Raw genomic sequence first — 12676 nt, 5'->3', positions numbered from 1 at the left:
GCAGATCTAAAGTATCCCGCATATCTCTTGGGTATGGGAACATCGGCTCTACCAGGCCTTGTCAGCCTGATGGCTCTCATATAGGGTCAGCCCTGTTTGGCCTTTGCTTGGCTCGGAGCTTGTGAGGCTTGTCTGCCCGATCTTCTCTGCTGTTGATCCAGATCAAGTATTCCCTCGGCCGTGTCGCGGTCGGTGGCCAGTGCCGAGATAAGCCCGGCCCGCAGACAGGCGAGGATGCTGGCAACTTTTTGCGGTCCCCAGGCCACGCCTATGACCAGGGGTATCCGCTTGAGACGTTCGAATTCAATCGATATAGTGCGTTCGCACAGGCTGGTTTGGATGTGGCGGCCCTGGGCATCAATGTGGTGTCCGCAGATGTGTCCCACCGCCTTGAGCTCGGTCACCTCTTTGACGAAAGCCGCATTCTCGTAGTCCTTGAAAATGTGCCCTGATCTTCCCTCCTTGACCGACCCGACTCCTACCACCGCAACGTCGGCATGACCGCCCAGGGACAGGGTGTCGGCGATCTGGCGTTCTTTGCGCATGGCTTCAGCCACAGGGGTTGAAGACAGGATCATGGGCACCGGCAGCGTCGAGTAACTGCCGCCCAATCGTTGGGCCAGCATGCGGCATATCTCCGGTGAATCCGTCATGGGATTGGTTGGCGACAGGGAACCGATCATCTGCACGACCTTGGATTTTGTCCAGTTTTGCAGGGGAACTTCACGAACCGTGTAGGCGACCGCGTTGCCATTGGAGACGGTTATCAAAGAGTCGGGCCTGGTCTGCTCAACCAGGAGAGCCGCCGCGCTTCGGGGTACGACATCATACCCGGTGCATCCTTGCGGTGGCTCCGAGACCCGAGCACAACGGATGTTGAATTGCCGGATCAGCCTGGACTCCAGGTCTTCAAGCCGTTCCAGTGGATTCTCAATGGAGATTTTTACCAGTCCTCGCTCTTGGGCCTCCTTCAGCATCCTGGAGACGGAGGGACGGGAATAGCCCGTCTCTGTGGCGATCTGGGACTGCAGCATGTGGTCCTGGTAGTACATGCGGGCTACGCGAAGAAGCAGCTGGACCCGCTTGCGGGCATCCGAACTGGTCATCATCTGTAAATCGCTGAACATATGTACATGTTATCAGAATCAATGAAAAACTGCTTATCTGCTCTTGAAGGTCGAAAAACAGCTGTTCCAAAGGTAAAAATGCAATCTATATGCGTTTAAACCTGTAGTTCAAGTACATATGTTCACCAATATCCTTGTTGTTTATTGACTGTTCACATAGTCTGTCTCCTGTCAAAGGCACCGAATGGAAAAGCCTAAAGACCGGTGCCGCGAAGTCGCAGAGCACAAACAACAAAGGAGTTCACATGGCATTCGCACGAACCATTCTGGGTGATGTCGATCCGAGCACGCTTGGCGTAGTCAACAGCCACGACCATCTGATCCGGGTGGGAGCCGGTGAGGTCTACCTGGACAAGGACCATCAACTGGATTCAGTCGAAAAGGCAGAGACCGAGGCCGGCTATTTTGCCAAGGCCTCGCTGAAGTGGAGTAAGCAGGGCGGCACTGTGGTGGATATGTGCCCCATCAACTGTGGCCGTGACATCGAGAAGCTGGCCGAGGTGGCCCGCTCGGTGGAGAACCTGCAGATCATAGGGGCCACCGGCTTCCACCGTGAGCATGTCTACCTGGAGACCCAGTCACACTGGATCAACCGCTACAGCGTGGATCAGATCGCCGACCTGGTCATCGCCGATATCCGTGAGGGCATCGACCGCAACGACTACACCGGCCCCCTGGTGGATCGCAGCCCCTATAAGGCAGGTGTCATCAAGATCGGCACTGCCTACGGCGAGATCACTCCCTTCGAGCATAAGTGCATGGAGGCTGCTGCCAAGGCGGCCATCGAAACCGGCGCTCCCATCAACACACACACCACCTATGGAACCTGTGGCCTGGAACAGGCACAGACCCTGATCGGACTGGGGGTTCCCGCCGACCAGATCGCCATCGGCCACATTCAGCGCAATGCTGATGTCTACTACCTGGAGGAGATCCTGGATCTGGGCGTCTATCTGGAGATCGACGGCACCAACAGGATCAAGTACCAGCCCGATTCCAACAGGATGATGGAGCTCAAGGCTTTCAAGAAAGACGGCTATGAGGACCGGATCCTTTTGGGCACGGACTCCGGCAAGCGCTCCTACCAAAAGGTCTACGGCTCTGTGAGTGGTGTGGACTACAACCCGGCAGTGGACGGCCCCCGCATGATCGCCGAAGGCTTTGATCCTGACTACGTGGACAAGCTGCTCATTCGCAACGCCCACAACTTCTTCTCCTTCCGTAAGGAGGCCTGAGCGCGATGGCAGCAGACAAGACCCTGGAACGCCCCCAGCTGCAGATCGCGCTGGACACCTTTGATATGCCATCGGCCCTGAGGCCTCTGAATGCGGCCGTGAGCCAGGTGGATGTCATCGAGTGCGGAACCGTCCTGATCATCGCCGAAGGGCTGAGAGCTGTGCGCGAGATCCGTGCCCTCTATCCCAATAAGACCATCCTGGCGGATGTCAGGATCGCCGAGGCTGGAGCGGTCATCTCCCGCGCCTGCTTCGAAGCGGGTGCCAGCTGGGTCTCGGTGGTCGCCGGGGCCAGCATGACCACGGTCGAACAGGTGGTGAAGGTGGCCCAGGAGTTCGGCGGCGAGGTCCAGATTGAGCTGGGCGAAACCTACGATCCTGAACAGGCGCGCGAATGGCGGCGGCTTGGAGCCACCCAGGTCATCGTCCATCGTTCTCGCGACGCAGAAGCGGCCGGAAAGCTGACCTGGGGGGAGGACGACAAGGATCGCATCCGCCAGCTGCATCAGATGGGCTTCAAGGTCACTGTGACCGGCGGGGTCACGGCCAAGGACCTGCCCTTCTTCCAAGGAGTTCCCGTCGGAGTGGTGATTTCGGGTCGAGGCATCGTCAAGGCTGACGACCCCCTGGCCGCTGCGACCGAGCTGCGGGAGACCATCGGCAGGGTGTGGCCGCAATGAGTGGCAGTGTAACTCTGGGCATCTATGAGAAGGCCCTGAAGTCCCCCGCCGAGCCGGATGATTGGGATGCGTTCATGTCTCAGGTGGCGGCCAATGGGTTCACCTTTATGGATCTGTCCATTGACGAAAGTGACAAGCGGATGGCTCGCTTGGACTGGACGGCTGCCCAGGCTTCCGCCTTCCGTCAGGCTGCTGACCGCCAGGGCGTCCAGGTAGGAGGAATCTGTCTAAGCTGCCACCGCAAGGTGGGTCCTGGCTCGGCCGATCCGGCTGTTCGCCGTCAGGCCTACGAGATCTTCCTCAAGGCGATCGATCTGGCTCATGAGGCGGGCATTCCCCTGATTCAGGTAGCCGGTTACTACGCCTACTATGAGGACCCTGATCCTGACCAGCGCGCCAGGTATGTGGAGGTTCTGGCCAGGGCGGCTGAGTATGCGGCCCAGGCCGGTGTCATGCTGGGCATAGAGAATGTGGACGGCAATGACATCACCTCCATCACCAAGGGTCTGTCCATCTGCGATCAGGTCGGATCCTCCTGGTTGAGCATGTACCCGGATATCGGCAACCTTTATGAGCAGGAGCTGGATGCCGTGGCTGAGCTCAGGGCTGGAGCCGGCAGAATGCTGGCCATCCACGTCAAGGATGTGCTCCCAGGACAGCCCCGTCGCATCACCATGGGCGAGGGCTGCGCAGACTTTCCCACGGCTTTCGCCGAGCTGGCCCGGCAGTCCTGGTCGGGGCGGATCATGCTGGAGATGTGGAACGATGATTCGGACCAGGCCGATCAGATCGTCATGAATGCAAGGAAGAAAGTGGAAACCTGGTTGCGAGGGGCCGACATAGAGGTGCTCGATCCCAAAGGCTGAGGTAAAGGTCGCAGCCGTCACGGTTGCGACCCGGGGGTGGTTGTGCCGGTCCTCCACCCCCTTGGCATCGGCAGGGAGGCAATGATGCCAGCGGTCGCCCTTGATGGGTCGACCCGATCGGTGCGAGTTTGAATGTGACAGGTCGTAATACGGACTGAAGCGGACGTCGTGGTCCATCCTAGAAAAGCGACCGTGTAGACAAGGAGCAAGTGATGGCAGAACATGCATATGACCTTTCGACCATAGGAGAGGGGCAGATCAGGCTCACGGTCAGGAGGGGGGAGCGGCTGATGAACGCCCGGTCGGTCCTGATGAATCCCGCCTGTTCCGAGGCCAACGTGGCTGGAGTCCTGGCTCAGCTTCAGCGCAAGACCCTGTGGACCTCCTCACTGCCGGAGGGGGACTTGGGTGAATACGTCCTGAGCGAGTACAGGTCCGTGGGCGTCGATCTGAGCACCATGGTTCGCAAGCCGGCCAGCCGAATCGCCCTCTACTTCATGGAGCCGGGCGAACCCCCCATGCCGGCCAACGTCATCTACGACCGCGAGTACACCCCCTTCAGGTCGACGGGGATTGAGGATTACGACTGGGACCGGATGCTGGACACCCGCCTGCTCTTCCTGACCGGGATCACGGCGGCCCTGACCGATACCACGGCCCAGGTGGTGACCTATGCGGCCGAGCAGGCGGAGAAGCGCGGCATTGACATCGCCCTTGACGTGAACTTCCGCAGCAAGCTCTGGTCCGGTGACCAGGCCAGAAAGGTTCTGGAGCCCATCGCTCATAAGGCCCGCATTCTCTTCTGCTCCATCAAGGACGCCAAAAGCGTCTTCGGAATCGAAGGGACCGGCGAGGAGGTCTGCGAGCAGCTCTACCAGCGCTTCGGCAATGAGTACATTGTTTCCACCAATCACCTGGACGGTCCTTACCTGAGGACCTCCAAGGGAATCAAGAAGTACGTCACCACTACGGTTCCGGTGGTGGATCGTCCCGGCGCCGGGGATTCCTTCGTGGCCGCCACCCTCCATGGCTTCCTCTCCGATGATGTGGAGTGCGGTGTCAGGTGGGGACAGCGGGCCGCCGAGTACGCCCTGACGCATATGGGCGATCTGACCCGTATCCGCGCCCAGGAACTGGATATTCCGCTGGGCGGGGATATCAATCGTTGACCCTTCCTTCACGATTCAGGCTCGCCGCAGTATTCTCCAAGGACGGAGAAGGCAGCCTGGATCCTTCGGTCAGACCCCTACCGTGGTCGGGCCGCCATCATCATGATCATCCGAGAAAGAAAAGCACCCATTATGAGTGATACACATGTCACACAGGCTGGGGACGCGCTGACCGCTTACGAGCAGATAGACTCTCGTCCCCTGACCGGACATCAGAAAAGCATCATCGGCCTGGCCATAGCCGGCAACATATCTGAATTCTTCGATATGTTCCTGATTGGTTTCGTGGTCTCCCTCCTGACTTCGGCCTGGCACCTGACCGGGGTCTCCGCTGGAATCATCCTGGCCTGCTCCGGGCTGGGCACAGTCATCGGATCCATCCTCTGGGGGCGTTTGGCCGATCGCTTCGGCCGCAAGCATGCCTTCCAGTGGTGTGTTCTCTGCTTCGTGGTCTTCACGGCCCTGTCGGTCTTCCTGCCTGACGGTGCCTGGATCCTGCTGGCCATCCTGCGCATCGGTGTGGGCATCGGCGTAGGCGGCCTTAACATCATCTCCATCCCCTATGTCCAGGAGTTCGTCCCGGCCAAGCAGCGTGGCATGCTCTCCGGCCTGGCTTCGGTCTTCATTCCTCTTGGTCTGCTCCTGGGATCCGTCTCACAGAGCCTGATTGGCGACAATTGGCGCGTGCTGGTGGCCCTGGGCGTTATCCCTGTCCTTCTTCTGTTCTGGTTGGCGACGGTGCCCGAGTCCCCCCGTTTCTATCAGAGCGTGGGACGTGACAATGATGCCCGCAAGGCCTTGGCATGGGCTCTTGAGCTTCCCGTGGACCAGGTCGGTGCCCTGCCCAAGGTTGAACAGGAACAGAAGGCCAGCTATCGCCTGCTTCTGTCCAAGCATCTAAAGCCGCTGGTCATCATTTCAGTCGGGTCCTTCTGCTTCATTCTGGGTTCCTTCGCCATCCAATCCTGGGGTCAGACGCTGATGAAGGATGCCTTCGGCTTCTCAACGCAGATGGTGGCCTACCTGTTCATGGGCGTCTCCGTGGCCGACTGCATCGGCAGATTCGGCTCTGCCTGGCTGGCTGACATCATCGGTCGGCGTTGGACCATGTTCTCCTTCGGCATCATCGGGGCTCTTGGATGCTTCTACGCGGCCTTCTTCCACAATTCCGGCTGGCAGTTCTACATCGCCGTCCTGGTCATCATGACCTTCGCCGACGGTGTCTTCGGCATTCTCAACGCTTTCGGCGGCGAGCAGTTCCCCAACGATGTTCGTTCCACCGGACTGGGGCTGGGATACGGCATCGGCGCCACGGCCAAGATCGTAGGCCCTATATTCATGGGGCTCCTGGTGGGCGGCGACTATGTCTCCCAGCACATCAACATCGGCGTTGTCACCACGGCATTCACCTTCTTCGGTGTCTGCCTGGTCATCGGCGCTGTTATATATCTCTTTGCCCAGGAGACCAAGGGCAAGGATCTGGAAAGCCTGTGAGGATGCGCAGCAGGGTCTGTGCATGCAGGTAAGCAAACCGGGCCGGCTTTTTCGCAGGAAGGGCCGGCCCCATATTGGGAATGGTGGTGGTTCGTATGACGTCCTTGGCTGATTTTCCTGATGAGGTACGCGTCGAAGTGGGGTTGGTTCGTGAGCATGTTGCCGCCCTGCATGAGCAGTTGATCAAGTGGGGGCTGGTGGTGTGGACGGCTGGGAATGTCTCGCAACGTCTGCATTCGGCCGACTTGCTGGTGATCAAACCATCCGGCGTGCGCTACGAGCAGTTAACGCCGGAATCAATGGTGGTCACGGATCTGGAAGGGCATGTGGTGGACGGGTCTGCCGCACCCTCCTCGGATGTGTTTTCGCACGCCTACATCTACCGGCACATGCCTGAAGTATTTGGCGTGGTGCATACGCATTCGACCTTTGCTACGGCCTTTGCTGCAGTGGGCCGGTCAATTCCATGCGTACTGACGATGATGGGTGACGAGTTCGGCGGTCCGGTGCCGGTGGGTCCCTTCGCCTTGATTGGTTCGGACCAGATAGGTCGTGGGGTGGTCGAAACCCTGGCGGAGCATCCGGGCTGCCCGGCAGTGCTCATGCGCAATCACGGCCCCTTCACGGTCGGTGCTGATGCTGAGGCTGCGGTCAAGGCGGCGGCGATGACGGAGGAGGTGGCGCGTACGGTGTGGGCTGCTGAGCAAATCGGTACGCCTGTGCCACTGTCCGACGAGGATGTGGCCAGTCTGAACGACCGCTACCAGCACGTGTACGGCCAGCACTAAATCGGAATACGATACCTCGCCCTGGCAGGTGAGTGTCGAGAGTGTAGGTGCTCGCGGGGGCAGATTCGAATTAGACTGGAGGCCATGACCAGATCTTCCCAAGAAGTGCAGCGGCAACTGGATCGGATCGTGGCCTTGGGCTATCCGGATGTGGCGGACATCAGCGCCGCCGCCTTCCGAGCCTTGGCCCAGCCCCTGATCTCCGCGCTGGAGTCCACCGAGCTGGGCGAGCAGATCCTGCTTATCCCCACCAGGGAGCTGGTCTCGCCTGAGTCGCTGATCGCTCGGACCAGCATCAATCGCATGGCTGGCTTCACCACCATGCCGCCGCGCGACATCGCCAGCTTCCTGCCTCAGAACGGGTTCGAGCCGCCCGAGGGGCCCTTTTACATCGTTCTGGAACCGCATACCGGCACCTGCTACACCAACCGCGAACCCGATGTGGCCCGCAAGCTGATCGACTCCGACGACCGCCTTCCTCTGACCTTGGAGGAGGGGCTGGCCATCGCCACCCAACATCCCGACTGGCTGGCGGTCAAGAACGGCTTCAACCTGCTGGGTTCCCACAGTGCTGATGGACGTGTGCCCAGCATCTGGATGAGCCAGAATGCCCCCCGCCTGGGCTCGGTCTGGCCCAACTCGCGGCACACCTGGCTGGGCAACGCCTACTGCGAGGGTCGTCGCGGCGTCTCCCTTTTCCAGTGAGCACTCCGTCAGTGCTTGCAGCGTGTGGCGTTTGCATTCTTGGTAACCCAGCGGATTATGCCATGTCCTAGGCGCTCGCCTCCCACTGCGTCGTAATGCGGACCCGGACCGCATGTCCTGGCTCTTCTCCGGTAAGATAATGGCACCCCCGGTGCGGCTTCGGCATACCGAACCCATGGCCGGGCGACATTGTGGTTTCCGACGAACGAAAGAAGGAGGAGAGATGGATCAGGATCGTGCATCCGTGTTTGATCTTGCGGCCCAGGCCGCGGCGTCCAATGGAGGGAACAACGACCTGCTGCTGCCTCCCCCCAGGTTTGTGGGTTCGCCACAGAAGCCCAGCGCCATGCCCTACACCAAGTATGTGGCCTACAACAAGCAGGTCCCCTTTGACTATCCGCAGCGCACCTGGCCGGGCAAGACCCTGAAGCGGGCACCCCGTTGGTGCTCGGTGGATCTTCGCGACGGCAACCAGGCCCTGGTTGACCCCATGGATTCCGAGCGCAAGCTGAGATTCTGGAATCTGTTGATCTCCATGGGCTTCAAGGAGATCGAGGTGGGTTTCCCCTCGGCCTCCGAAACTGACTATGACTTCATCCGCCTCCTGATAGAGCGCGAGCTGATTCCTGACGACGTGACCATCGTGGTCCTGACCCAGGCCCGCGAGCACCTGATTCGCCGTACCTATGAGGCCCTGCGTGGAGCCAAGAGGGCTGTGGTCCACTTCTACAACTCGGTCTCGGTCCTGCAGCGGGAGGTCGTCTTCCACAAGGACAAGGCCGGGATCAAGAAGCTGGCCACCGACGCAGCCGAGCTCTGCCGCTCCCTGGAGGCCGATGCCAAGGGCACCGATCTCTACTACGAGTACTCGCCCGAGTCCTTCTCCGGTGCCGAGCCTGAGTATTCCTTGGAGGTCTGCAACGCAGTCATCGACGTGATCCGGCCTACGCCAGAGCACCCTATGATCATCAACCTGCCCAACACGGTGGAGATGACCACCCCCAACGTCTTCGCTGACGAGGTTGAGTACATATCCACCAACCTCAAGGACCGGGATGCGGTGGTGCTCTCCCTGCATCCTCACAACGACGAGGGCATGGCCGTAGCCGCCACCGAGCTCAGCCTGCTGGCTGGGGCCGACCGGGTGGAGGGTTGCCTGCTGGGCAATGGCGAACGCACCGGCAACGTCGACATTTGCACGGTGGGGCTGAACCTGCTGGTCCAGGGGATCGACCCCCAGCTGGACTTCTCCGACATGCCCGGCATCCGTCGGACGGTGGAATACTGCAATCAGATCGCCGTCTCCGAGCGGCACCCCTATGTGGGCAACTTCGTCTTCACAGCCTTCTCCGGCTCCCATCAGGACGCCATCAAGAAGGGGTTGGATGCCCGGCAGCAGGCGGCTCTTCGCGCCAACGCCAACCCCGACGACTTCCTCTGGCTGGTGCCCTACCTGCCCATCGATCCCAAGGATGTGGGCGGCAACTACGAGGCCATCATCCGGGTCAATTCCCAATCAGGCAAGGGTGGCATGGCCTACCTGCTCAAGGCCAACCACCATCTGGATCTGCCCAAGCGCCTCCAAGTGGAGTTCGAACGGCTGGTCCAGAGCTATGCCGACAGCACCAAGCGCGAGGTCAAGGATGCCGACATCTGGCGGCTCTTCAAGGACGAGTACCTGCCCGTGGAAGCCGGCGGGAGCGTGGTCGGTGGCGAGTCCATGGCCGACCAGCGCGACGAGACCCTGCGCCAGTGGGGACGCTTCAAGCTGCTGAATGTGGCGGTCACCTCCGGCGAGGATGGCTCCGACACCGTCCTGGATGCCACCCTGCTGGATCGGGGTCTTGCCCCGGGTGATCCTGAGGAGCGCCGTCGTGTTCAGGGACATGGGAACGGCCCTATTGCGGCCTTCCTGGATGCACTCAAGTCCTTGGATCAGACCGTTTCGGTCCTGGATTACGCCGAGCATGCCATGACCGCCGGCACTGATGCCCTGGCGGCTTCCTACGTGGAATGCCAGGTAGGCGAACCAGCCAGGTCCCGGGTGATCTGGGGCGTTGGTATCGATTCGTCCATCTCCACCAGCTCCCTCAAGGCCATCATCTCGGCCCTCAACCGCTTCCAGCGGGGCTAGAGGTTATAAGGGGGTAACAACCCCCGGCCAGCCTTATGGTCCGATCCGAACGCAACTGAGTTGTTCGGATCGGACCGGTTTGTCATGATCGGTTTACTGCTGGGATAACTCTGACTCGGAGTTGCCTTCGGTGGTTCCGCCGTTGCCGCCTTCGGCCCCGCCCCCATTGCCTGAGCCCGAGCCGCTGCCGGCTCCTGACTCTTCCTGCGGGATGGTCTGCTGCTGGGTGCGTTGCTGAGGCGCGTATCCGTAGTTGTAGTTGCGCTTGGGCGTATAGGAGTAGCTCTGCTTGTACCCGGTGCCCCAGCTGCCGTCCGGTCCGCCGATCTTGCCATGGTCCTCGGCCGCGGGGAACCGCTCCACCGGGCTGTTACCCAGGGCCGACTTCATGTACTGGGTGAACAGCTGGACCGGATAGAACTCATTCTGATAGACATCAGGCACCTTGAGGGCACTGCCATCCTGTCCTTGGTTCCAGACGGCGAAGGTGGTCAGAAGCGAGGGGGTGAATCCGATGAAGGAGATGGCTGTCTGGTCGTTGGCTGTACCTGTCTTGCCGGCGATGGGCCGGCCCAGGGAACGTGCGTAGGAAGCGGTGCCGTACTGAACCGTGGTGGTCATGGCCTTCTGCAGCAGGGCCACCTGGTCGGCATTGAAGACTTGGTCCGACTGGATGGCCGCGGTGTAGAGCTCCTGATCCTTGGTATCCTTAACCTGGGCTACCAGATGCAGCAGGGGTCGTTTGCCCCCGTTGGCCAGAGTGGCGTAGCCCTGGGTCACGTCATAGACCGAAAGAGCGTCCAGACCCAGGGTGTCGAAGGTGGTCGTGTCGTCGATCTTGCCGGTAATGCCGGCCGTGTGGGCCAGCTGGGCCGTCTTCTGCGAGGTCACGTGCTCGCCCAGATCCATGAATACTGTGTTGACCGAGTTGGCGAAGGCCGAGTAGAGGTTGATGTACCCGTAGCTGACCTGCCCGGCGTTGGCAACGGATTTGCCCACGCTAGAGAAAGTTCGAGGGGAGTTGCCGTTGAAGACCGTATTGAGGCTGACCCCATCCTGGATGGCTCCTAACAGGGTGTAGGCCTTCATGGTCGAACCCACCTGGAAGGTGGCCTGGTCCACATTGTTGAGCTGGTGGGTCAGATAATCGTCCCCCGCGTACAAGGAGATGATGGCACCGGTCTTGGGGTCGACCGAGAGTCCTCCGGTCTGCAGGGTGGGTGGCTGGTGCTTGTTGCCGGTGGTTGGACTGGCCACCTGGAACATCAGATCCTGTTTGTCTTTCTGAATGGTGGTGATGATCCGGTAGCCGCCCGTGTCCAGGTCGTCTGCGGTGAAGGGGGCCTTTTTGCCGGAGGACAACTCGTTGCGGACCATACGCAGCAGGTAGCCGTTGGGCCCCTGGTAGACGTTCTCCGGCGAGTACTTGATGGTCTGCGGCATCTGGGCACCGACCCGGTCCTTGTGGCTGATGTAGTGGTCCTCCTCCATGATGCCCAGCACCCGGTGGAAGCGCGATTCGGCCTGCTTGGGGTTGATCGCCGGATCCCAGGAGGCCGGGGCGGGGATGATGCCGGCCAGCATGGCCGACTCGGGCATGGTCAAGTCCTTGGCGTCCTTGCCGAAGTAATTCTGGGCGGCGGCCTGGATCCCGTAGGCGCCGCGGCCGAAGTAGATGGTGTTCATATAGTTGCACAGGACCGTGTCCTTATTCTCGGTCCTGGAGATCTTCAGGGAGAGGATGGCCTCGCGGAGCTTGCCCTTGTATGAGGTGGTCTCGCCCAGATAGTAGCGCTCGGCGTACTGCTGGGTGATGGTGGATCCGCCCTGCCGGGTGCCCTTGGTCACGTTGTTGAGCAGGGCCCGGCCGATGCCCTTGAGGTCGATGCCGTTGTCCTTATAGAAGGAACGGTTCTCCGAGGCGACCACCGCATTGCCCACATACTTGGGAAGGACCGTGCAGTCGATGATTTCCCGATTTTGGTCGGCGTAGGTTCCGATGGGGGTGGTGCCGTCCGCATAGTAGACCGTGGTCTTTTGCGCCAGGGCCTGCTTCTCCGGTGGGATGATCTCGGTGGTCAGATACAGGTAGGCGAAGGCCGCCGCCCCGGCGACCAGCACCAGTCCCAACAGGGCCAGGATCCACTTAAGCACACGATGCGACTTGCGACGTCGTCCCCGGCGGGGCCCGTTACCCCGGGGGTTCCGGTCGGCATGCCGCGAGGTGGGGATGTCGGTGCGATTGCCGCCCCCGCGCGACCCGGACTGGGCCCTGCGGGTGGGCGAGGTCGAACTGACTGAACGAGTCTGATTGGCCATGCCAACCACGCTATCCGGCAGGGCTGAAAACTGTTCGACCTAGGGCTGAACGTTCATCATTTTCGTACGTTTGTGCCCTCCCTGGAGGTCTGTCCTGCCAGCTGGCACGCATATGAGGCTCTATTCCACCATGCAATCCACCGGGAGAAGGTATGCTTA

The 12676-nt window shown here is 60.6% G+C and carries 10 protein-coding genes; 8 read left to right on the top strand and 2 right to left on the bottom strand.

The window, feature by feature from the left end; all coding sequences use genetic code 11:
- Positions 1-86: 86 nt before the first annotated feature.
- Positions 87-1109 (bottom strand): sugar-binding transcriptional regulator, encoded by a 1023-nt coding sequence (locus tag P273_RS0102780; RefSeq protein WP_253269557.1) that lies wholly within the window; start codon positions 1107-1109, stop codon positions 87-89.
- Positions 1110-1372: 263 nt separating this feature from the next.
- Between P273_RS0102780 and P273_RS0102775 the strand changes: the two genes are divergently transcribed.
- The 8 genes from P273_RS0102775 (at position 1373) to leuA (ending at position 10198) form a co-directional block, all read left to right on the top strand.
- Positions 1373-2362, top strand: a complete 990-nt coding sequence (locus P273_RS0102775) for a phosphotriesterase (protein ID WP_024626968.1) — start codon at positions 1373-1375, stop codon at positions 2360-2362.
- Between the two features lie 5 nt (positions 2363-2367).
- Positions 2368-3042 carry a 3-keto-L-gulonate-6-phosphate decarboxylase UlaD gene (locus tag P273_RS0102770; RefSeq protein ID WP_024626967.1) on the top strand — a complete coding sequence of 225 codons (675 nt, stop codon included), beginning with the start codon at positions 2368-2370 and terminating at the stop codon, positions 3040-3042.
- Positions 3039-3908 (top strand): L-ribulose-5-phosphate 3-epimerase, encoded by an 870-nt coding sequence (locus P273_RS0102765; protein WP_029676052.1) that lies wholly within the window; start codon positions 3039-3041, stop codon positions 3906-3908. Before P273_RS0102770 ends, P273_RS0102765 begins: the two co-directional genes overlap by 4 nt.
- 212 nt (positions 3909-4120) lie before the next feature.
- A complete protein-coding gene (locus P273_RS0102760; RefSeq protein WP_024626965.1) occupies positions 4121-5077 on the top strand; it encodes a sugar kinase in 957 nt (318 codons plus the stop codon).
- Positions 5078-5209: 132 nt separating this feature from the next.
- A complete protein-coding gene (locus tag P273_RS0102755) occupies positions 5210-6571 on the top strand; it encodes an MFS transporter (RefSeq protein ID WP_024626964.1) in 1362 nt (453 codons plus the stop codon).
- 95 nt (positions 6572-6666) lie between these two features.
- Positions 6667-7359 (top strand): L-ribulose-5-phosphate 4-epimerase, encoded by a 693-nt coding sequence (locus tag P273_RS0102750; protein WP_024626963.1) that lies wholly within the window; start codon positions 6667-6669, stop codon positions 7357-7359.
- A gap of 84 nt (positions 7360-7443) precedes the next feature.
- Complete coding sequence (locus P273_RS0102745; RefSeq protein ID WP_024626962.1) at positions 7444-8064, top strand: DUF5701 family protein; 621 nt, start codon at positions 7444-7446, stop codon at positions 8062-8064.
- 223 nt (positions 8065-8287) lie between these two features.
- The gene (leuA, locus tag P273_RS0102740) at positions 8288-10198 is read left to right on the top strand and encodes a 2-isopropylmalate synthase (RefSeq protein WP_024626961.1); all 1911 of its coding nucleotides are present in this window, start codon (positions 8288-8290) and stop codon (positions 10196-10198) included.
- Between the two features lie 93 nt (positions 10199-10291).
- Here the strand turns inward: leuA and P273_RS0102735 are convergent, their stop codons facing one another.
- Positions 10292-12517, bottom strand: a complete 2226-nt coding sequence (locus tag P273_RS0102735; RefSeq protein WP_024626960.1) for a transglycosylase domain-containing protein — start codon at positions 12515-12517, stop codon at positions 10292-10294.
- Between the last annotated feature and the right edge of the window lie 159 nt (positions 12518-12676).

It is taken from the genome of Bifidobacterium sp. A11 (assembly GCF_000499185.1).
Classification (GTDB): Bacteria; Actinomycetota; Actinomycetes; order Actinomycetales; family Bifidobacteriaceae; genus Bombiscardovia; species Bombiscardovia mizhiensis.
Note: the sequence above shows the minus strand (reverse complement) of the source record. Positions and strands in the feature narration are given on the sequence as shown.

Excerpts from the sequence above, each read along its gene's own strand:
- P273_RS0102780 (WP_253269557.1), bottom strand. The coding sequence starts at position 1,109 with ATGATGACCAGTTCGGATGCCCGCAAGCGGGTCCAGCTGCTTCTTCGC.
- P273_RS0102775 (WP_024626968.1), top strand. The coding sequence starts at position 1,373 with ATGGCATTCGCACGAACCATTCTGGGTGATGTCGATCCGAGCACGCTT.
- P273_RS0102770 (WP_024626967.1), top strand. The coding sequence starts at position 2,368 with ATGGCAGCAGACAAGACCCTGGAACGCCCCCAGCTGCAGATCGCGCTG.
- P273_RS0102765 (WP_029676052.1), top strand. The coding sequence starts at position 3,039 with ATGAGTGGCAGTGTAACTCTGGGCATCTATGAGAAGGCCCTGAAGTCC.
- P273_RS0102760 (WP_024626965.1), top strand. The coding sequence starts at position 4,121 with ATGGCAGAACATGCATATGACCTTTCGACCATAGGAGAGGGGCAGATC.
- P273_RS0102755 (WP_024626964.1), top strand. The coding sequence starts at position 5,210 with ATGAGTGATACACATGTCACACAGGCTGGGGACGCGCTGACCGCTTAC.
- P273_RS0102750 (WP_024626963.1), top strand. The coding sequence starts at position 6,667 with ATGACGTCCTTGGCTGATTTTCCTGATGAGGTACGCGTCGAAGTGGGG.
- P273_RS0102745 (WP_024626962.1), top strand. The coding sequence starts at position 7,444 with ATGACCAGATCTTCCCAAGAAGTGCAGCGGCAACTGGATCGGATCGTG.
- leuA (WP_024626961.1), top strand. The coding sequence starts at position 8,288 with ATGGATCAGGATCGTGCATCCGTGTTTGATCTTGCGGCCCAGGCCGCG.
- P273_RS0102735 (WP_024626960.1), bottom strand. The coding sequence starts at position 12,517 with ATGGCCAATCAGACTCGTTCAGTCAGTTCGACCTCGCCCACCCGCAGG.